We start from the raw sequence: 19,416 nt of genomic DNA, 5'->3' as shown, positions 1-19,416 counted from the left end.
CCCCGTCATCGCGGTGTCTGGTCCTGGGGCACCGCCAGGGCGATCCCGAGCGGCGTCCGCTCGTACAGCACCTGGTGGCCGTATCTGCGTGACGTCAGCAGCCCGGCGGAACGCAGCACCGACAGATGCTCCGACACGGAGGACGGCGCGAGGCCGAGCCGGTGGGCGAGCACGCCGGTGCCCGCCGGTTCGTCCAGCGCGCACAGGACGTCGGCGCGGGCCCGGCCGAGCAGCCGCGCGAGCGCCTCCGGCGTGCTGTCACCGGGCTCCGTCCATAGCCCGCCGATGCCGCGTGCCGGATAGATGACCGCGGGCAGCCAGGGCGGCTCGAACCCGCCGACCACGTTCGGCCAGGCGAAGACGCTGGGCATCAGTACGAGGCCCTGGCCGCCGAGCACCCGGGAGTGCCGGCCGGACGTGCGCGAGATGGTGAGCGTCGACTCCGACCAGCTCAGCTGCGGGCTCAGCTCACCCAGCAGCCGCTCGAAGCCGACCGCGGCGAGCCGCCGCGAGTGGTACGCCACGTCCGCCTCCAGCAGGGCCCGCAGCCGCGGCCAGTGCGGCTCGATCAGCACCCGCCAGGCCTGCTCCAGCAGGTCGGCCAGCTCCCGCACGGCCCGCGCGGGATCGGCCAGCAGCGCCCGCCCGACGGGGGAGTCCAGTGCTCCGGGCCGGTCGGACAGCGCCCAGGCCATGTCGTCCCGCGCCAGCCGGGGATCGACCGCCCGCACCCCCGCGATCTCCTCCTCGAACGAGGCGAGGGGCCCCAGCGGCGGCGGGCAGAAGAAGTCCGGGCTGTGCCCGCGCTCGTTCATCAGCAGCCACAGCGGCCCGAGATCGAGCCCGGCGGCCTCGTGCCGGATCCGGCGCAGCCACGGCAGGTGGTAGCCCTGCCGCTCCGGCGCGGCCAGCACCCGCACGGCGGCCTGGGTCTCCCCGAGCGGGGAGAGCGCGAACCGGCAGCGGAGCAGATCGCTCTCGTCGAAATGCAGATGGAACGGCATACGCGGGCCTCGGAAGATTCGGTGTGGACCGAAAGTCTACGGAGCGGGTGCCGTTCTCCCGCAGGCTGCGCCCATGCCGAGAGACAACGAACCCCTGGCGGGCGGACCCCGCGACGCGCCGGACACACCCCGCGAACGGCCGCTCCCGCACCGGGCCCGGCCGCCCGTCCCGCGCCCAGCGAGCCCCACCCGCACCGGGGCGGCCCCTCTCCCGGCACCGCACCCGGAGCGCGCCGGTTCCCCCGACCCGAGCGGACCGCCCGTGCTCCGGGCCACCGCGGCGCCCCCCGCCGCCGCGCCCCCTTCCGTACCCGCCGGGGAACCGTCCCGCGGCTACCGCGCCGTCTTCGCCGTCCGTGAGTTCCGTGCCGTCTTCGCCGCGCATCTGCTCTCGCTGCTCGGCGTGGTGGTCAGCGAACTGGCGCTCACCGTCCTCGTGTACGACCTCACCGCCTCGCCGCTGCTCAGCGCCCTCACCTTCGCGCTCGGCATGCTGCCGTACCTCGTCGGCGGCACCCTCTTCAGCGGGATCGCCGACCGCTACCCCGCCCGCCGGGTCCTGGTCACCTGCGACCTGATCTGCGCGGGCTGCGTCGCCGTGATGGTGCTGCCGGGCACCCCCGTCGCCGGACTGCTCGCGCTGCGCTGCCTGGTGGCCGCGGTGGCGCCCGTCTTCACCGGCACGAGAATGGCCGCGCTCGCCGACATCCTCGGCGAGGACGACCTGTACGTACTGGGCCGCTCGCTCCTGCGGATCGTCTCCCAGAGCGCGCTGCTCGCGGGCTTCGGGGTGGGCGGGCTGCTGCTGGCCGTGGTCTCGCCGCGCGGCGCGATCATGGTCACCGTCGTCACCTTCCTCTGCTCGGCCGCGCTCCTGCGCCTCGGCACCCGGGACCGGCCCGCCAGGACCGGCGGCGGTCAGGGCGCCACCCTGCTCAGGGAGTCGCTCTCCGGGGCCCGCCTCGTCCTCGGCGACCGCCGGATCCGCGCGCTGCTGCTGCTCTTCTGGCTGCCCCCGGTGTTCGTCGTCGCCCCGGAGGCGCTGGCCGCCCCGTACGCCGAGGAGATCGGTGCGGGCACCGTCGCGCTCGGGTTGCTGATGTGCGCGATGCCGGTCGGCCAGATCGCCGCCGAGCTGTACGTGGGCGCGGTGCTGAGCCCGCGCACCCGCTCCCGGCTCGTGCTGCCGGTCGCGGCGGTGGGACTGCTGCCCTTCCTGCTGTACGGGGTCAGCCCCGGCATCGTGCCGATCGCGGCCGCGCTGGTGCTGGCCGGTGCGGGTTCGGCGTACATCATCGGGCTCGACCAGTGGTTCGTCGAGGCCGTCCCGGACGAGCTGCGCGGCCGGGCCATGACCCTGCTCACCGCCGGACTGATGACGCTCCAGGGCGTGGGCATGGCCCTGGCGGGTCTGGCCGCCGAGTTCTTCCCGGTGCACCAGGTGGTCGCCGGGTCCGGCGTCCTGGGCACCCTGTGCCTGCTGCTGCTCGTGGCGGAGGTCCGCAGAACCGCACCCGCTCACCGTATTCGGACCGAAGTTCGAGACGGGGCGGACCAGCATATGACCAGTGGGTAAGGTCGATGCCGTGCCCAAGCCGCTCAGTCTCCCCTTCGATCCCATCGCCCGCGCCGACGAACTCTGGCAGCAGCGCTGGGGTCCGGTGCCCTCCATGGGCGCCATCACCTCGATCATGCGTGCGCAACAGATCCTGCTCGCCGAGGTCGACGCGGTGGTCAAACCGTACGGGCTGACCTTCGCCCGGTACGAGGCGCTGGTCCTGCTCACCTTCTCCAAGGCCGGTGAGCTGCCGATGTCCAAGATCGGCGAGCGGCTGATGGTCCACCCCACCTCCGTCACGAACACCGTGGACCGGCTGGTGCGCTCCGGCCTGGTCGACAAGCGGCCCAACCCGAACGACGGCCGCGGCACGCTCGCCTCCATCACGGACAAGGGCCGCGAGGTCGTCGAGGCGGCCACCGAGGACCTGGTCGCGATGGAGTTCGGGCTCGGGACGTACGACGCGGAGGAGTGCGGCGAGATCTTCGCGCTGCTGCGGCCGCTGCGCATCGCGGCCCAGGACTTCGAGGAGATCTGAGGGACCGGGTTCCGGGCCCCGGCCCGCTGCAAGATCGCCCCGGGTGTCCGGTTAGGCTCGATGGCATGAAACGCAGCGTGCTGACCCGGTACCGGGTGATGGCTTACGTCACCGCCGTCATGTTGCTGGTGCTCTGCACCTGCATGATCTTCAAGTACGGCTTCGACACCGGCGAGGGCCTGACGCTCGTCGTCTCGCAGATCCACGGCGTGCTCTACATCATCTACCTGATCTTCGCCTTCGACCTCGGCTCCAAGGCGAAGTGGCCGATGGGCAAGCTGCTCTGGGTGCTGATCGCCGGCACGATCCCGACGGCCGCGTTCTTCGTCGAGCGCAAGGTCGTCCGCGAGGTCGAGCCGCTGCTCACGGACGCCGTCCCGGTCACCGCGAAGGCCTGACCGAAGCCCGGTCACCACCGCCCCGTGCAAAGCACCGGGCGGTTTGCCATCGACATTTACTAGGACGTCCTAGTAAATTTGTACGCATGGACGCTGACGCTATCGAGGAAGGCCGCCAACGCTGGCAGGCTCGTTACGACAAGGCCCGCAAGCGTGACGCGGACTTCACCACGCTCTCCGGGGACCCGGTCGAGCCCGCGTACGGCCCCCGCCCCGGGGACGCGTACGAGGGCTTCGAGCGGATCGGCTGGCCCGGCGAGTACCCCTTCACGCGCGGGCTCCACCCGACCGGCTACCGGGGCCGCACCTGGACGATCCGCCAGTTCGCCGGTTTCGGCAACGCCGAGCAGACCAACGAGCGCTACAAGATGATCCTGGCCGCGGGCGGCGGCGGACTGAGCGTCGCCTTCGACATGCCGACCCTGATGGGGCGCGACTCGGACGACCCCCGCGCGCTCGGCGAGGTCGGCCACTGCGGCGTGGCCATCGACTCCGCCGCCGACATGGAGGTCCTCTTCAAGGACATCCCGCTCGGTGACGTCACGACGTCGATGACGATCAGCGGTCCCGCCGTGCCCGTCTTCTGCATGTACCTGGTCGCCGCCGAGCGCCAGGGCGTCGACCCGGCCGTGCTCAACGGCACGCTCCAGACCGACATCTTCAAGGAGTACATCGCGCAGAAGGAGTGGCTCTTCCAGCCCGAGCCCCATCTGCGTCTCATCGGCGACCTGATGGAGCACTGCGCCCGCGACATCCCCGCCTACAAGCCGCTCTCCGTCTCCGGCTACCACATCCGCGAGGCCGGAGCGACGGCCGCGCAGGAGCTGGCGTACACCCTGGCCGACGGCTTCGGCTACGTGGAGCTCGGCCTCTCCCGCGGGATGGACGTCGACACCTTCGCACCCGGCCTCTCCTTCTTCTTCGACGCGCACCTCGACTTCTTCGAGGAGATCGCCAAGTTCCGCGCGGCCCGGCGGATCTGGGCCCGCTGGATGAAGGAGACGTACGGCGCGAAGACCGACAAGGCGCAGTGGCTCCGCTTCCACACCCAGACCGCCGGTGTCTCCCTCACCGCCCAGCAGCCGTACAACAACGTCGTGCGGACCGCGGTCGAGGCCCTGTCCGCCGTCCTCGGCGGCACCAACTCCCTGCACACCAACGCCCTCGACGAGACCCTCGCGCTCCCCTCCGAGCAGGCCGCCGAGATCGCCCTGCGCACCCAGCAGGTGCTGATGGAGGAGACCGGCGTCGCCAACGTGGCCGACCCGCTGGGCGGTTCCTGGTACGTGGAGCAGCTCACCGACCGGATCGAGGCGGACGCCGAGAAGATCTTCGAGCAGATCAGGGAGCGCGGCACCCGGGCCCACCCGGACGGACAGCACCCGATCGGCCCGATGACCTCCGGCATCCTGCGCGGCATCGAGGACGGCTGGTTCACCGGCGAGATCGCCGAGTCCGCCTTCCGCTACCAGCAGTCGCTGGAGAAGGGTGACAAGCGGGTCGTCGGCGTCAACGTCCACCACGGCTCTGTGACCGGGGACCTGGAGATCCTGCGGGTCAGCCACGAGGTCGAGCGTGACCAGGTCAGCGGGCTGGCCGGCCGCAAGGCCGGCCGCGACGACGCCCGGGTGGGTGCCGCGCTGGACGCGATGCTGGCCGCCGCCCGCGACGGCTCCAACATGATCGCCCCGATGCTCGACGCCGTACGGGCGGAGGCGACGCTCGGTGAGATCTGCGGGGTGCTGCGCGAGGAGTGGGGCACCTACACGGAGCCGCCCGGCTTCTGACAGATAGTTGGCAGTTACAGGTGTCACCTCCAGGGGCTCGGGTAGGCGCAGCCGCGATACTCGTAACGCCTCTGGAGGAACACAGTGAGACTGTCCGGGAGAATGACAGCGGCCGCGGGCGCCGCACTCGCCGTACTCGGAACGCTGCTGGTCAGCGGTTCGACGGCGGTCAGCGCCGCACCGGCGGCGAAGCCGAGGGTGCAGGACACCTTCGACTCGCTCGGCCCGGACGTGAAGGCGGCGAAGCTGTCCGACGGCCGGACCGCGCACTACATCGACGAGGGGCGCCGGGGCGGTACCCCGGTCCTCTACATCGGCGGCACCGGAACGAGCGCGCGCGCCGCGCACATGACGGACTTCTTCCGCTCCACCCGGGAGTCGTTCGGCCTCCGGCTGATCTCCGTGGAGCGCAACGGCTTCGGCGACACGGAGTACGACCCCTCCCTGGGCAAGGCCGACTTCGCCAAGGACGCCCTGGAGGTCCTGGACCGGCTCGGCGTCAAGAAGGTCTCGGTGATCGCGATCTCCGGCGGCGGACCGTACGCCGCCGAGCTCGCCGCCCGCGCCCCCGGCCGCGTCAAGGCCCTCCACCTGGCCGCCGCGCTCCCGCCGTACGGCGAGAAGGCCGCGTACTGCGGCCTGAGCGACGACGCGCTCGCCGACGCGGTCAAGGACTCGATCGCCGACCCGCGCTCCTGGTGGGCGTTCCCCGACGACAGTGCCGTCAAGTCCATCCCGGGCTTCGCGGACACCGCGTACGAGGAGGGCGCCCGCACGTACAACCAGCGCGGCCAGAAGTCCGATCCGGCCCCGCAGGTGCACGAGCAGAAGCTCTACTGCCAGCGCCCCGGCCCCGACCTGTCGAAGCTGAAGGCGCCCGTCTACCTGTACGGCGGCGACAAGGACACCACCGTGCCGCCGGCCAGCCTCGCCACCTGGCGCAAGGCGCTGCCGGTCACCCCGGTGGTCCGTACGTACGCCGACTCCGGCCATGACGTCCAGTACCGCCACTGGGACCAGATCCTGGTGGACCTGGCCGGGCAGGGCGACCGCACCGTCGTCTGCCACAACGACCGCACCAAGCTGATGGCGCCGAAGCGGGCGGACCGGCTGGTCTCCGCGGACAAGGCCACGCTGGGCAGTTGCGCCTGGCAGAAGTAGCCCGAGGGCTACTGTCCGGCGGCCGCACCCAGCCCCGCCAGGAGCAGCAGCGTGAAGCGCCGGGCCCAGTCGGCATCGACGGGCTCGGCGCTCACCAGCACCCGGTGCACCACCGCGCCGGCGATCACGTCGAAAACCAGATCCGCCATCAGCGCGGCCGTGACCTCGTCCTGCTCCACCGGCAACTCGCCCCGGTCCTGCGCCCGTTGGCGGCCCCGGAGCACCAGCCGCTTCTGCCGGTCCACGATCGAGTCACGGATCCGGGTCCGCAGCGCCTCGTCCCGGGTCGACTCCGCGACCACCGCCATCAGCGCGGTCTGCGTCTCCGGCCGCTCCAGCAGCGCGGCGAACTGGAGTACCACCGCCTGCACATCGGCGGACAGGCTGCCCAGATCCGGCAGCTCCAGCTCGTCGAAGAGAACCGCGACCGCGTCCACGACGAGTTCGTTCTTGCCCGCCCAGCGCCGGTACAGCGTCGTCTTGGCGACCCCGGCCCGCGTCGCCACGTCACCCATCGTCAGCTTCGACCAGCCGAGATCGACCAGTGAGGCTCTGGTCGCCTCAAGGATCGCCTCATCGGCCGCGGCACTGCGCGGGCGTCCCGTTCGTGGGGGTTTGGGGTGGCTGTGGCTCAGCATGACGCGACCATACCCGCCAGTAGCTAGTGCCGACCTGCCCCGTTCACCGTGAGACAGATCACCGGGTACTCCTGTGCAGCAGGGGTGGTGGCCAGTTACGCTACGGGTCGTAGCGTAAGAACAACGGTCCGCCGTTGTGGCGCCACGGGCGAACGACAGCCACAGGCACCGGGTGGGGACCGGGTGCCGAACCGGGTCTTTCAGGGGCCCTCGGACCGTGTCTGTCCGTACACCTCGCACACCGGCGGGGGACTCGGACGGGCGCGGTTCACGTATCGCTTTACGGATCGGTGTGCCGAGGGGGGAGGATGTACGTATGCAGCCTAGGAACATGTCCATGAGCGGCGTCGTCGACCTCGCCGCGGTGAAGGCGGCCGGTGAGGCCAAGGTGAAGGCGGAGCAGGCCCGTGCCGAGTCCGCCCGGCAGGGTGGCCCCGCCGCCGTACCCGCTTCCTCCCTCGTGTTCGACGTCGATGAGGCGGGCTTCGAGAGCGACGTCCTGCAGCGCTCGGCCGAAGTCCCCGTCGTCATCGACTTCTGGGCCGAGTGGTGTGAACCGTGCAAGCAGTTGGGACCGCTCCTGGAGCGGCTGGCCCATGAGTACAGCGGCCGCTTCGTGCTGGCCAAGGTCGATGTCGACGCCAACCAGATGCTGATGCAGCAGTTCGGGATCCAGGGCATCCCGGCGGTCTTCGCGGTCGTCGCGGGCCAGGCGCTCCCGCTCTTCCAGGGCGCGGCCCCCGAATCCCAGATCCGGCAGACCCTGGACCAGCTGATCCAGGTCGGCGAGGAGCGGTTCGGACTCACCGGCATCGTCGTCGACCAGGACGCGGCGGCTCCCGACGCGGCCGCGCAGGAGCCCGCCCCGGTACCCGTCGGCCCGTACGACGCCCTGCTGGAGGCGGCCGCGCAGGCGCTGGACGCCAATGACTTCGCGGGCGCCGTCCAGGCGTACAGGGATGTCCTCTCCGACGAGCCGGCCAACAGCGAGGCCAAGCTCGGCCTCGCCCAGGCGGAGCTCCTGGCCCGGGTCCAGAAGACGGACCCGCAGCAGGTCCGCAAGGACGCCGCCGAGAAGCCGGCCGATGTGCCGGCCCAGCTCGCCGCGGCCGACCTGGATCTGGTGGGCGGTCATGTCGAGGACGCGTTCGGGCGACTCGTCGAGACGGTCCGCCGGACCTTCGGTGACGACCGCGACCGGGTACGGGTGCGGCTGCTGGAGCTCTTCGAGGTGATCGGCCCCGATGACCCCCGGGTCGGCGCCGCGCGCACCGCCCTCGCACGCGTCTTGTTCTGATCTGACAACACGGCCGCGACTCCTTCCCGGAGTTGCGGCCGTTTTCGCGTCGGGGCGATAAGAGAGGCCCTCGCTTTACCAAATCTTGATAAAAGCACGGCCTGTTACTCCGAGTAAATCGTGCACTGGGATCTGTCCGATTTCGCTCGCCAATGCCGTGATTCGTCTGCGGGTCCGGGGCAACCCTGTGTGGCCGGTCGGTACCGCCCGGTCGTGGGCGGGTTATCGCGCCGTTACCAGTGAGTAACGAACCCCCTTGTGTCACGGCCGCGAATGGACCACGATCGGCCACGCTCGGTCCAATACCGCCAGTCCGGCTGCCAGTCGGTGCCGGCGGCTCCGTTGGGTCCCCACCGGGTGGGCCGGCGGCAGTGGTGCCGGCTCCGGACAGGGGGGTTCCTGCTGACTCGCAGGGCCTGTCCGAAGAGGTTGCGCGAACGCGTGGCCAGTGGTTGTCGCTCGGGGGTGATCGCCGGTGATTCGGGCGCGGTTCACGTCCCGTTCGCGGGCGCTCTCCTTTCCGAGGACGTAGCACTTCTCCCATCCCGGGTCGGGCAGGATGCCAGACCGGAGATGTACGTCCGAGAAGGAGGAAAAGTATGAGTTCCCAGGTTCGCGGTGGCACGAGATGGAAGCGTTTCGCTGTCGTCATGGTGCCGAGCGTCATAGCTACCGCCGCGGTGGGTGTCGGCCTGGCACAGGGCGCGCTCGCCGCTTCGTTCAGCGTGTCGGGGCAGGAGTTCAAGGTCAGCGCTGCTGAGCTCGAAGGCTACGACTTCGTGCAGTACGGCAGTGTGGCCGCCGAACGCGACGCCGACCCCAAGGTCGCGGGCAAGGCGCACGCCGTGGCCGTGTCGGGCTTCAGCAAGGCCTACATCACGAACATGTGCCAGTCGGTCGTCACGCCCAACCTGCCGTTCGGCCTCGGCACCATCACCATGAGGCTGGAGGCGGGTGGCGAGGGCCACAAGCGTGTCTACGCCAAGGACCTCTACCTCGATGTGGCGGAACTCGACGGCGACGCCAAGTTCTCGAACATCGACATCGGTGTGGCCGCCGGTTCGCTGAAGAAGGACAAGCCCGGGAGCATAGGCATCCAGCCTGGCACCCAGGCCGACCCCAACGGGTTCTCCCAGCGCGCCGAGGAGGCCGTGCTGACCGACGTCAAGCAGAAGGCGTGGGCCACGACGGCCGGCACCTTCAACCTGAGCGGTCTGAAGCTGCGCCTTCACAAGGGTACCGACATGGAGTGCTACCACTAGGCACCCGCCAGGGTGGCCGGGAGGACACATCGCCTTCCGGCCACCCACCCTTCTCTTTCTCACGGCAGTACTGGTTCCAGGGAGCTGTTTTCCATGAGCCCCGAATCCCAAGGGCAGAACGAGCACTACCTCAGCGTCTTCCGGCGGACGTTCCGCACCTGGCGGGGTAACCGGCCGTTCTGGGCGGGCCTGTTCACCATGCTGGGCGGAGTACCCATCGCGTACTTCCCGTACGCGAACATGCATCTCGGCAACGTGACGCTGGCCATGTCCACCACCGCGGGCGCCGGGTCGCTCATCATCGGAGTCCTGCTCATCACGCTGGGCCTGACGATGTGGTTCCACAGCATCGTCAGGGTGTTCGCCGGTGTCGCGGCGATCCTGCTCGCGCTGATCTCGATCCCCGTCGCCAACATCGGCGGCTTTCTGATCGGCTTCGTCCTCGCCCTGCTCGGCGGCGCGCTCTCCCTCTCCTGGGCTCCTGGTGAGCCGGTGGCGGAGGCGGCGCCCGAAGCGGGAGTTCCCGCAGAAACGGCGCCGGACGGCCTCTCGTTCACGAAGGACGAGCAGACCGCCGAACCCTCCGGGGGCGAGCTCTACGGGAGCGCTGTTCCCCAGCAGGAGCCGGCGCAGTACGACACGGCAGTCGAGGTCGACGGCGGGAGGCATCGTGCGGGGTGACGACAATCAGGCGGACGCCGGGGGCGAGAGCGGGCTCCAGGAGCGAAGAGGGCCCCGCCACGCCGCCCCCAGGAAGTCACTGCTGACGAAGCTCCACATGCCCGCGGGCAAGAAGGCGTTCGCGCTCGCCGCGATGCCGACCGCGGTGTTCGTCGGCATGGGGCTCACCCCGAAGCTGGCGATGGCCGACGACAACACGGACATACCCTTCGCGCCGGGCCCCTGTGTGACCCGTTCCGACGAGCCCAGCGAGTCGGCTTCGCCCTCCGCGTCCGCGACGAAGTCGCCCTCCCCGTCCCCGTCGGCCACCGCGAGCGACAAGGCCACGCCGGACAAGAGCGACGGGGCCACCCCGAAGCCCTCGTCCAGCCCGTCGGCGAGTACCTCGGGCGACAAGGGAACCGACAAGGCGACCGACTCGGCGAAGAAGAGCACCGACGCCGAGGCCGCGAAGCCGAGCGCGACCCCCTCGCCCACCAAGTCGAAGAACCCGCTCGACCCGCTGGGGCTGGGCGACGCCCTCAAGGACCTCTTCGACGGACCGGACAAGGAGACGGCCAGCCCGTCCCCGAGCGCCACCACCGCGTCCCCGAAGCCGTCCGCGAGCACCACCGGCAACGCGAGGACGGACAAGGCCGACAAGCCCGTCGAGAAGGCCACGGACGCCGCGAAGGACACGGTCGACAAGACCGCCGACGCCATCCGCGAGGCGGCGGGCAAGGCCGGCAAGCCGGTCGAGGAGCTGGACAAGGACGTCAAGGGACTCGACGCCAAGAAGGACGAGGACATCCCGGACGGCGCCAAGCCCTCCTTCCCGTGCCCGACCGCCGACCCGAAGGCACTGGCCGCGGCCGATCTGGAGCAGGGCATTCCCCGGCTCCCGAACGACCCGTGGATCCTGGAGAGTTCGCTGCTCACCCTGAGCGGACTCGACTACCAGGGCATCGTGGAGGTGGAGAAGGGCGACGGCAGTACGAAGAAGGTGCTGAAGTTCACCGCCTCCTCGGTCGACATCAAGGACCTCCACCAGCTGACGGTCGGCCCGCAGTCGGGCGTCACCGGTCATGTGAAGGCGCGGAAGGGTTCCACCTCCACCATCCGCGACGGCACGGTGACGATGTACACGGAGGAGCTGAAGGGCAACCTCTTCGGCCTCATCCCGATCACGTTCAGCCCCGAGACCCCGCCCCCGCTGAACGTGCCGTTCGCCTTCTTCACCCACGTGAAGGTGACGCAGGCCGGCCAGTTCGGCGGCACGCTGACGGTGCCGGGACTCCAGAACTACTTCACGGGCGGCAACGGCTAGTCCTGTGATGCACGAGGCGAGGGCGGTGCCCCGGTTCCAAGGAACCGGGGCACCGCCCTCGCCTCGTGCACGGGACCGCTGTGCGGTCAGTCGCGGCCCTGGCCGCCCACGTGGTGCACGCGCACCATGTTGGTCGTGCCCGGGACGCCGGGAGGCGAGCCCGCCGTGATGACCATCGTGTCGCCGGCGTTGTAGCGGTCCAGCTTCAGCAGCTCCGCGTCCACCAGGTCCACCATCGCGTCCGTGGTGTCCACGTGCGGGACCACGTGGGCCTCGACGCCCCAGCTGAGGGCCAGCTGGTTGCGGGTGGACTCGTCCGTGGTGAAGGCCAGGATCGGCTGGGCCGCGCGGTAGCGGGAGAGGCGGCGGGCGGTGTCGCCGGACTGGGTGAACGCGACCAGGGCCGCACCGTCCAGGAAGTCCGCGATCTCGCAGGCCGCGCGGGCGACGGAGCCGCCCTGGGTGCGGGGCTTCTTGCCCGGCACCAGCGGCTGGAGGCCCTTGGAGAGCAGCTCCTCCTCGGCGGCGACGACGATCTTCGACATCGTCTTGACCGTCTCGATCGGGTACGCGCCCACGGAGGACTCCGCGGAGAGCATGACCGCGTCCGCGCCGTCCAGGATCGCGTTGGCGACGTCGGACGCCTCCGCGCGGGTCGGACGGGAGTTGGTGATCATCGACTCCATCATCTGGGTCGCCACGATCACCGGCTTGGCGTTCCGGCGGCAGAGTTCCACCAGGCGCTTCTGCACCATCGGGACCCTCTCCAGCGGATACTCGACGGCGAGGTCGCCACGGGCGACCATCACACCGTCGAACGCCATGACGACGCCCTCCATGTTCTCGACGGCCTGCGGCTTCTCGACCTTGGCGATGACGGGGACCCGGCGGCCCTCCTCGTCCATGATCTTGTGGACGTCCTTGACGTCACCGGCGTCCCGGACGAAGGAGAGCGCGACCAGGTCGCAGCCCATCTTCAGGGCGAAGCGGAGGTCGTCGATGTCCTTCTCGGACAGGGCCGGGACGTTGACCGCGGCACCCGGGAGGTTGATCCCCTTGTGGTCGGAGATCACCCCGCCCTCGATGACGATGGTGTGGACCCGGGGGCCTTCCACGGAGACGACCTTCAGCTCGACGTTGCCGTCGTTGATGAGGATCGGGTCGCCCTTGGCGACGTCTCCGGGCAGGCCCTTGTAGGTGGTGCCGCAGATCGACTTGTCCCCGGGGACGTCCTCGGCGGTGATGACGAACTCGTCCCCGCGGACCAGTTCGACCGGGCCCTCGGCGAACTTCGCCAGGCGGATCTTCGGGCCCTGGAGGTCGGCGAGTACGCCGACCGCCCGGCCGGTCTCGGCGGCGGCCTTGCGGACCCGGTCGTAACGACCCTGGTGCTCCGCGTGGGAACCGTGACTGAAGTTGAATCGGGCCACGCTCATGCCGGCCTCGATCAGAGCGACGAGCTGCTCATGGGAGTCGACGGCGGGACCGAGGGTGCAGACGATTTTGGAACGGCGCATGAGGCGGATCCTATCGGTTTGTTTAGCTGCGGAATATTCCGGCTGGTGGAAGATACAAAGGGGCGCGGGGGTGCTCAGTTGTCGACCAGTGCGAAGGTCTGGCCGGCGATCTCCAGTTCCTCGTCCGTCGGCACCACGGCGACCGCGACCCGTGCGTAATCCGGCGAGATCAGCCTCGGTGCGCCGGACCGTACGGCGTTGAGATCCGCGTCCACCACCAGGCCGAGCTCCTCCAGACCGGCGATCGCAGCCTCCCGTACCGGTGCCGAGTTCTCGCCGACCCCCGCCGTGAACACCACGGCGTCCACCCGCCCGAGGACCGCCGAATAGGCGCCGATGTACTTCTTCAGCCGGTGGACGTAGATGTCGAAGGCGAGTGCCGCACGTTCGTCGCCCTCGTCGATCCGGCGCCGGATCTCCCGCATGTCGTTGTCGCCGCAGAGGCCGACCAGACCACTCTTCTTGTTGAGCAGTTCGTCGATCTCGTCCGCCGACATCCCCGCCACCCGCTTGAGGTGGAAGGTGACGGCCGGATCGATGTCTCCCGAGCGCGTACCCATGACCAGCCCCTCCAAGGGGGTCAGTCCCATCGACGTCTCCACGCACCGGCCGGCCGCCACCGCGGAGGCCGAGGCGCCGTTGCCCAGGTGGAGCACGATGACGTTGACGTCCTGGGGGGCGTGGCCCAGCAGCTCGGCCGCCTTGCGCGAGACGTACGCGTGCGAGGTGCCGTGGAATCCGTAGCGCCTGATCCGGTGCGCGTCGGCGGTCTCCACGTCGATCGCGTACCGGGCCGCGTACTCCGGCATCGTCGTGTGGAACGCGGTGTCGAAGACCGCCACCTGCGGCAGGTCGGGGCGGAGCGCCTGGGCGGTGCGGATGCCGGTGATGTTCGCCGGGTTGTGCAGCGGCGCCACCGGGACCAGGCGCTCGATCTCGGTGAGCACCTCGTCGGTGATCACGGTCGGCTCGGTGAACCGCAGTCCGCCGTGCACCACCCGGTGGCCGATCGCCGCGAGTTCGGGGGAGTCCAGGCCGAGCCCGTCGGCGGCCAGCTCCTCCGCGGCCGCCCTGAGCGCCGCGTCGTGGTCGGCGATCCGGCCCTCGCGCTCCCGGCTCCCGCCGTCGCGGCCGGCCAGCGGGGTGTGGACGAGCCGGGAGGTCTCCTCGCCGATCCGCTCGACCAGACCGGACGCGAGCCGGGCGTGGTCGCGCATGTCCAGGAGCTGGTACTTCAGTGAGGAGGAGCCGGAGTTGAGGACGAGCACCCGGCTCGCCCCCGCCGCTGCCTCGGCACCTTCGGTCGGGGTGGTCATGCGGGTCGCTCCTCGCCCTGTGCCTGGATCGCCGTGATCGCCACGGTGTTGACGATGTCCTGCACCAGCGCGCCCCGGGACAGGTCGTTGACGGGCTTGCGCAGCCCCTGGAGGACCGGGCCGACGGCCACCGCTCCCGCCGAGCGCTGCACGGCCTTGTAGGTGTTGTTGCCGGTGTTCAGGTCCGGGAAGATCAGGACCGTCGCCTGGCCCGCCACCTCGGAGCCGGGCAGCTTCGTCGCGGCGACGCTCGGCTCGACCGCCGCGTCGTACTGGATCGGGCCCTCGATCATCAGGTCCGGGTGGCTCGCGCGCACCCGGTCCGTCGCCTCGCGGACCTTGTCGACGTCCGCGCCCGTGCCCGAGGTCCCCGTCGAGTACGAGAGCATCGCGATCCGGGGCTCCACACCGAAGCGGGCGGCGGTCACCGCGGACTGCACGGCGATGTCCGCGAGCTGCTCCGCGTCCGGGTCCGGGTTGACCGCGCAGTCGCCGTACACCAGGACCTTGTCGGCGAGGCACATGAAGAAGACCGAGGAGACGATCGAGGCGGCCTGCTTCGTCTTGATGATCTCGAAGGCGGGGCGGATCGTCGCCGCCGTGGAGTGCACGGCCCCGGAGACCATGCCGTCCGCGAACCCCTCCTGGACCATCAGGGTGCCGAAGTAGTTGACGTCCGAGACGACGTCGTACGCGAGCTCGACCGTCACCCCGCGATGGGCGCGCAACTGCGCGTACCGCTCCGCGAAGGTCTGGCGCAGCTCGGAGGTCTGCGGGTCGATGAGCTGGGTGCCGGCCAGATCGATGCCGAGATCGGCGGCCTTCTTACGGATGATGCCGGGGTCGCCCAGGAGGGTGAGGTCGCAGACGGCGCGCCGCAGCAGTACGTCGGCCGCGCGCAGCACCCGTTCCTCCGCGCCCTCCGGCAGCACCACCCGGCGCCGGTCCGCGCGGGCCTGCTCCAGCAGTTCGTGCTCGAACATCATCGGCGTGACCCGGCCGCTGCGGGCGACCGAGATCCGGTCGAGGAGCGCGCCCGTGTCGACATGGCGCTCGAAGAGCCCCAGCGCCGTCTCCGCCTTGCGCGGCGTCGCCGCGTTCAGCTTGCCCTCCAGGGCGAAGAGCTTCTCGGCGGTGGGGAAGGAACCGTCGGCCACCGCGACGACCGGGGTACCCGGTGCGAGCCGCGCGGCCAGCTTGAGTATCTCCTCGCCGGGCCGCTCGTCCAGCGTGAGCAGCAGGCCCGCGATGGGCGGTGTGCCGGCGCTGTGCGCGGCGAGCGAGCCGACCACCAGATCGGCCCTGTCCCCGGGGGTCACCACTAGGCAGCCCGGTGTCAGCGCCTTCAGCAGGTTCGGCAGCATCGCGCCGCCGAACACGAAGGCCAGCACGTCCCTGGCCAGCCCCGCGTCGTCGCCGAGCAGCACCGTCCCGTCCAGCGCCGCGGTGATCTGGGCGACCGTCGGCGCCGAGAGGGCCGGATCGTCGGGCAGCACCGAGCAGGGGACGGGCAGCGTGGCCGAGAGGCGGTCCGCGATGGCCTCGCGGTCCGCGGAGGCCACCCGGTTCACCACCATCGCGACGACGTCGCAGCCCAGACCGGCGTACGCGCGGTAGGCGTTGCGCGTCTCGGCCCGCACGGACTCCGCGTTCTGGTCCTGGCCGCCGACCACCGCGATCACCGAGGCGCCGAACTCGTTGGCGAGGCGGGCGTTGAGGGCCAGCTCGTCGGGGAGCTGGGTGGCGGCGAAGTCGGTGCCGAGCACGAGGACCACCTCGTACTTCTGGGCCACCAGGCGGAAGCGGTCGACGAGCCGGGAGACCAGTTCGTCGGTACCCTTCTCCGCCTGGATCGCGGAGGCCTCGTGGTAGTCGAGACCGTAGACCGTCCCCGGGTCCTGGGAGAGCCGGTAGCGGGCCCGCAGCAGCTCGAACAGCCGGTCGGGGTCGTCGTGGACCAGCGGGCGGAACACCCCGACCCGGTCCACCTGACGCGTCAGGAGCTCCATGACTCCCAGATCGACGACCTGGCGGCCGTCTCCCCGGTCGATCCCGGTCACGTACACGCTGCGCGTCACGCGTGCTCTCCCGTCCTTGCCTGGCAGGTATGGGTGGTATCGCCTGTTTGACGATACCTGCGGGGGCCGAGGGGCCGCCCGCCGGGCGAAAGACCCTCTCCGGGACCGCCGGCGCCGCCGCCGCGAGCGGCCGGAGGCCCCGGAACAGGCCGAGAGCGCGAGGTACGTACCAGGCATGGGACAATCACCGTGGCTCACGGTACGGGGGATTGTGTAGTTACCGCCGGACAGGCCCTAGCGAGCAGGAGATAAAGCACGATGCGCATCGGAGTTCTCACCGCAGGCGGCGACTGCCCAGGCCTGAACGCAGTGATCCGCTCGGTCGTGCACCGTGCCGTGGTGGGTCACGGTGACGAGGTCATCGGATTCGAGGACGGGTTCAAGGGCCTCCTCGACGGTCACTTCCGCCCCCTCGACCTCAACGCGGTCAGCGGCATCCTCGCCCGCGGCGGCACCATCCTCGGCTCCGCCCGGCTCGAGCGCGACCGGCTGCGCGAGGCGGCCGAGAACTGCGCCGAGCTGAGCCGCCGTTACGGCATGGACGCGCTGATCCCGATCGGCGGCGAGGGCACCCTCACCGCCGCCCGGATGCTCTCGGACGCCGGAATGCCCGTCGTCGGCGTACCGAAGACCATCGACAACGACATCTCGGCCACCGACCGCACCTTCGGCTTCGACACCGCGGTCGGCGTCGCCACCGAGGCCATAGACCGACTGAAGACCACCGCCGAGTCCCACCAGCGCGTCATGGTCGTCGAGGTGATGGGCCGCCACGCGGGCTGGATCGCGCTGGAGTCCGGCATGGCCGGCGGAGCCCACGGCATCTGCCTGCCCGAGCGGAAGTTCCAGGTCGAGGACCTGGTCAAGATGGTCGAGGAACGCTTCGCACGCGGCAAGAAGTTCGCGGTCATCTGCGTCGCGGAGGGCGCGCACCCGGCCGAGGGCTCGATGCCGTACGCCAAGGGCGCGATCGACCAGTTCGGCCACGAGCGTTTCCAGGGCATCGGCAACCGCCTCGCCGTCGAGCTGGAGACCCGGCTCGGCAAGGAGGCCCGGCCGGTCATCCTCGGCCATGTGCAGCGCGGCGGCACGCCGACCGCGTACGACCGGGTGCTCGCCACCCGCTTCGGCTGGCACGCGGTGGAGGCGGCGCACCGGGGTGACTTCGGCCGGATGACGGCCCTGCGCGGCAACGACATCGAGATGGTGCCGCTCGCCGACGCGGTGACCCAGCTGAAGCGCGTCCCGCTGGACCGGATGCGCGAGGCCGAGTCGGTCTTCTGACCGGACCGGCCGAGCCGTTGTACAGCGGCGAGCGGGCCGTGACCGTCCACCCTGGACGGTCACGGCCCGCTCATCGTTGTCCGGCGGACCTCACACGTCGGCGGTCTGCCAGAACCGGTCCACTATCCGCGCCAGGAACGCCCGGCCCGCGTCGCCCGTCGCACCCTCCCGCTCGTTACCGGTACTGCTCCAGCTCAGCGTGGACACCATCAGCGCCTGGTACTCGGAGTGCAGCTGTTCCAGTACGCCCTGGAGCGCCTTCCGGTCCACCGGCACCACCTTCGAGACCGGCCGCACGTACGCCTGCCAGCGCGTCGTGACGGCGCTGCGCAGCAGCTCGGCGAGCTCCTCGTCCCGGCCGGTCGCCGTCACGAAGCCGGCGGCCGTCAGCCCCAGCGCCTCGGTGAGCGCCGCGGACTGGCGCTCGTTGCCCCGCCACCGCCCGGACTCCTCCATGCGCAGATACGCGGCCGTGGCCATCCCCAGCAGCCCCGCCAGCTCGTCCGGCGCCAGCTCCCGGGCGACCCGGTGCTCGCGCAGGGTCCGGGCGGCGGTCAGCAGTTCACCGGGGGCGCACCACAACACCCCCGCGAGCGCCGTGAGTTCGTACTCGGTCGGCAAGGCCAGTCCACGCTCCCATGCGGCTACGGTCTCGGCGCTGATGCGGAGTCCGTACTGGGCGCCGAGGCCGTAGGCGACATGACCGGGAGCCATACCCAGGGCCTCGCGCAGTCTGCGCGCGGCGGGGGCGTTGAAAGGCGGGGTGGGGTGCACGGCCCTACCGTAAGAGGTCGGAGGCGGTCTGACTACGGTGTGTTCCGCCGAGGCCACGGCTCATAGGAAACTCCTAGGCGGAAAGCCGGGCCGCCGAGCACCCCGCGCGGACCCCAGGGACGGCCCCGGAGGGCCGCTCAGCGGGCCTCGGCCACCCACCGGTAATGCAGTTCCGGGCGTCCGATCTGTCCGTACTGCGGACTGCGCGCGGCACGCCCCGCGGTCACCAGATGCTCCAGGTAGCGGCGCGCGGTGATCCGGGAGATGCCCAGCTCCACGCCCGCTGCGGCCGCCGTCACCCCGTCCGGGGCCGAGCGCAGCACCCGGGTCACCGCCTCCAGCGTCGGACCGCTCAGCCCCTTGGGCAGCCGGGCGGGCTGCGGGGAGCGCAGGGAGGCGAGCGCGCGGTCGACCTCGTCCTGTCCGCTCGCCTCGCCGGCCGCCGCCCGGAACTCCGCGTAGCGGACCAGCCGGTCGCGGAGGGTGGCGAAGGCGAACGGCTTCAGCACGTACTGGACGACACCGAGCGACACCCCCTCCCGGACCACGGCCAGCTCCCGCGCGGAGGTCACGGCGATCACATCGGCGGTGTGACCGGCCGCCCGCAGCGAGCGCAGCAGGTGCAAGCCGTGCCCGTCCGGCAGGTACAGGTCCAGGAGCAGCAGATCGACCGGTGTGCGCTCCAGCGCCCGCACCGCCTCGGCGCGGGAGCGCGCGACCGCGGCCACCTCGAATCCCGGGACCCGGTCCACGTAGAGCCGGTGGGCGTCGGCGGCGACCGGATCGTCCTCGACGACCAGCACTCTGATCACCGGGT

17 protein-coding genes are annotated in these 19,416 nt (G+C 70.8%); 10 read left to right on the top strand and 7 right to left on the bottom strand.

What is annotated here, in order from left to right; genetic code table 11:
• Positions 1–5: 5 nt before the first annotated feature.
• Entirely contained in the window at positions 6–1,004 is a 999-nt protein-coding gene (locus ACIO3R_RS35770) for a DUF5937 family protein (protein WP_385037815.1), read from the bottom strand.
• A 73-nt stretch (positions 1,005–1,077) separates the two neighbouring features.
• On the opposite strand from ACIO3R_RS35770, the gene ACIO3R_RS35765 reads away from it, so the two are divergent.
• From ACIO3R_RS35765 to ACIO3R_RS35745, 5 genes are all read left to right on the top strand, one after another.
• Positions 1,078–2,580, top strand: coding sequence for an MFS transporter (locus ACIO3R_RS35765; protein WP_402111177.1), 1,503 nt, complete (start codon positions 1,078–1,080; stop codon positions 2,578–2,580).
• Between the two features lie 10 nt (positions 2,581–2,590).
• Entirely contained in the window at positions 2,591–3,100 is a 510-nt protein-coding gene (locus ACIO3R_RS35760) for a MarR family transcriptional regulator (RefSeq protein ID WP_363026926.1), read from the top strand.
• A 65-nt stretch (positions 3,101–3,165) separates the two neighbouring features.
• Positions 3,166–3,498: a DUF3817 domain-containing protein gene (locus tag ACIO3R_RS35755; protein ID WP_385037821.1), complete on the top strand. Its 333-nt coding sequence runs from the start codon at positions 3,166–3,168 to the stop codon at positions 3,496–3,498.
• Positions 3,499–3,584: 86 nt separating this feature from the next.
• Positions 3,585–5,285, top strand: a complete 1,701-nt coding sequence (locus tag ACIO3R_RS35750) for a methylmalonyl-CoA mutase (protein WP_385037824.1) — start codon at positions 3,585–3,587, stop codon at positions 5,283–5,285.
• Between the two features lie 102 nt (positions 5,286–5,387).
• Positions 5,388–6,446 carry an alpha/beta fold hydrolase gene (locus ACIO3R_RS35745; RefSeq protein WP_385037827.1) on the top strand — a complete coding sequence of 353 codons (1,059 nt, stop codon included), beginning with the start codon at positions 5,388–5,390 and terminating at the stop codon, positions 6,444–6,446.
• An 8-nt stretch (positions 6,447–6,454) separates the two neighbouring features.
• On the opposite strand, the gene ACIO3R_RS35740 is transcribed toward ACIO3R_RS35745, so the two are convergent.
• Positions 6,455–7,084, bottom strand: a complete 630-nt coding sequence (locus ACIO3R_RS35740) for a TetR/AcrR family transcriptional regulator (protein WP_385037830.1) — start codon at positions 7,082–7,084, stop codon at positions 6,455–6,457.
• Positions 7,085–7,400: 316 nt separating this feature from the next.
• Here ACIO3R_RS35740 and ACIO3R_RS35735 point away from each other — a divergent pair, with 316 nt between their 5' ends.
• The 4 genes from ACIO3R_RS35735 to ACIO3R_RS35720 all read left to right on the top strand — a co-directional run bounded on the left by ACIO3R_RS35735 (position 7,401) and on the right by ACIO3R_RS35720 (position 11,630).
• The gene (locus ACIO3R_RS35735) at positions 7,401–8,381 is read left to right on the top strand and encodes a tetratricopeptide repeat protein (protein WP_385037833.1); all 981 of its coding nucleotides are present in this window, start codon (positions 7,401–7,403) and stop codon (positions 8,379–8,381) included.
• 599 nt (positions 8,382–8,980) lie between these two features.
• Positions 8,981–9,643 carry a DUF6230 family protein gene (locus ACIO3R_RS35730; RefSeq protein WP_385037836.1) on the top strand — a complete coding sequence of 221 codons (663 nt, stop codon included), beginning with the start codon at positions 8,981–8,983 and terminating at the stop codon, positions 9,641–9,643.
• A gap of 93 nt (positions 9,644–9,736) precedes the next feature.
• Complete coding sequence (locus tag ACIO3R_RS35725) at positions 9,737–10,324, top strand: DUF6114 domain-containing protein (RefSeq protein WP_402111173.1); 588 nt, start codon at positions 9,737–9,739, stop codon at positions 10,322–10,324.
• Positions 10,314–11,630, top strand: coding sequence for a hypothetical protein (locus ACIO3R_RS35720; RefSeq protein WP_402111172.1), 1,317 nt, complete (start codon positions 10,314–10,316; stop codon positions 11,628–11,630). Before ACIO3R_RS35725 ends, ACIO3R_RS35720 begins: the two co-directional genes overlap by 11 nt.
• A gap of 86 nt (positions 11,631–11,716) precedes the next feature.
• Here the strand turns inward: ACIO3R_RS35720 and pyk are convergent, their stop codons facing one another.
• The 3 genes from pyk to pta all read right to left on the bottom strand — a co-directional run bounded on the left by pyk (position 11,717) and on the right by pta (position 16,541).
• Positions 11,717–13,147 (bottom strand): pyruvate kinase, encoded by a 1,431-nt coding sequence (pyk, locus tag ACIO3R_RS35715; RefSeq protein ID WP_385353091.1) that lies wholly within the window; start codon positions 13,145–13,147, stop codon positions 11,717–11,719.
• A 74-nt stretch (positions 13,148–13,221) separates the two neighbouring features.
• Positions 13,222–14,463, bottom strand: coding sequence for an acetate kinase (locus tag ACIO3R_RS35710; protein WP_402111170.1), 1,242 nt, complete (start codon positions 14,461–14,463; stop codon positions 13,222–13,224).
• Positions 14,460–16,541 (bottom strand): phosphate acetyltransferase, encoded by a 2,082-nt coding sequence (gene pta, locus ACIO3R_RS35705; protein WP_402111168.1) that lies wholly within the window; start codon positions 16,539–16,541, stop codon positions 14,460–14,462. Before pta ends, ACIO3R_RS35710 begins: the two co-directional genes overlap by 4 nt.
• A gap of 258 nt (positions 16,542–16,799) precedes the next feature.
• Between pta and ACIO3R_RS35700 the strand changes: the two genes are divergently transcribed.
• Positions 16,800–17,825 carry an ATP-dependent 6-phosphofructokinase gene (locus ACIO3R_RS35700; protein ID WP_363026901.1) on the top strand — a complete coding sequence of 342 codons (1,026 nt, stop codon included), beginning with the start codon at positions 16,800–16,802 and terminating at the stop codon, positions 17,823–17,825.
• A gap of 90 nt (positions 17,826–17,915) precedes the next feature.
• Here the strand turns inward: ACIO3R_RS35700 and ACIO3R_RS35695 are convergent, their stop codons facing one another.
• On the bottom strand, positions 17,916–18,539 hold the full coding sequence (locus ACIO3R_RS35695; RefSeq protein ID WP_363026981.1) for an XRE family transcriptional regulator: 624 nt from the start codon (positions 18,537–18,539) through the stop codon (positions 17,916–17,918).
• 197 nt (positions 18,540–18,736) lie between these two features.
• A complete protein-coding gene (locus ACIO3R_RS35690) occupies positions 18,737–19,411 on the bottom strand; it encodes a response regulator (RefSeq protein WP_401284181.1) in 675 nt (224 codons plus the stop codon).
• Positions 19,412–19,416 lie beyond the last annotated feature (5 nt).

This window comes from Streptomyces sp. NPDC087428, assembly GCF_044744085.1.
In the GTDB taxonomy this organism is placed as follows: Bacteria; Actinomycetota; Actinomycetes; order Streptomycetales; family Streptomycetaceae; genus Streptomyces.
The sequence above is the reverse complement of the archived record's forward strand: the minus strand, read 5'-3'. Positions and strand labels throughout refer to the sequence as shown.

Excerpts from the sequence above, each read along its gene's own strand:
- ACIO3R_RS35740 (WP_385037830.1), bottom strand. The coding sequence starts at position 7,084 with ATGCTGAGCCACAGCCACCCCAAACCCCCACGAACGGGACGCCCGCGC.
- pyk (WP_385353091.1), bottom strand. The coding sequence starts at position 13,147 with ATGCGCCGTTCCAAAATCGTCTGCACCCTCGGTCCCGCCGTCGACTCC.
- ACIO3R_RS35750 (WP_385037824.1), top strand. The coding sequence starts at position 3,585 with ATGGACGCTGACGCTATCGAGGAAGGCCGCCAACGCTGGCAGGCTCGT.
- ACIO3R_RS35770 (WP_385037815.1), bottom strand. The coding sequence starts at position 1,004 with ATGCCGTTCCATCTGCATTTCGACGAGAGCGATCTGCTCCGCTGCCGG.
- ACIO3R_RS35710 (WP_402111170.1), bottom strand. The coding sequence starts at position 14,463 with ATGACCACCCCGACCGAAGGTGCCGAGGCAGCGGCGGGGGCGAGCCGG.
- ACIO3R_RS35735 (WP_385037833.1), top strand. The coding sequence starts at position 7,401 with ATGCAGCCTAGGAACATGTCCATGAGCGGCGTCGTCGACCTCGCCGCG.
- ACIO3R_RS35695 (WP_363026981.1), bottom strand. The coding sequence starts at position 18,539 with ATGGCTCCCGGTCATGTCGCCTACGGCCTCGGCGCCCAGTACGGACTC.
- ACIO3R_RS35725 (WP_402111173.1), top strand. The coding sequence starts at position 9,737 with ATGAGCCCCGAATCCCAAGGGCAGAACGAGCACTACCTCAGCGTCTTC.
- ACIO3R_RS35730 (WP_385037836.1), top strand. The coding sequence starts at position 8,981 with ATGAGTTCCCAGGTTCGCGGTGGCACGAGATGGAAGCGTTTCGCTGTC.
- ACIO3R_RS35745 (WP_385037827.1), top strand. The coding sequence starts at position 5,388 with ATGACAGCGGCCGCGGGCGCCGCACTCGCCGTACTCGGAACGCTGCTG.
- ACIO3R_RS35755 (WP_385037821.1), top strand. The coding sequence starts at position 3,166 with ATGAAACGCAGCGTGCTGACCCGGTACCGGGTGATGGCTTACGTCACC.
- ACIO3R_RS35700 (WP_363026901.1), top strand. The coding sequence starts at position 16,800 with ATGCGCATCGGAGTTCTCACCGCAGGCGGCGACTGCCCAGGCCTGAAC.
- ACIO3R_RS35765 (WP_402111177.1), top strand. The coding sequence starts at position 1,078 with ATGCCGAGAGACAACGAACCCCTGGCGGGCGGACCCCGCGACGCGCCG.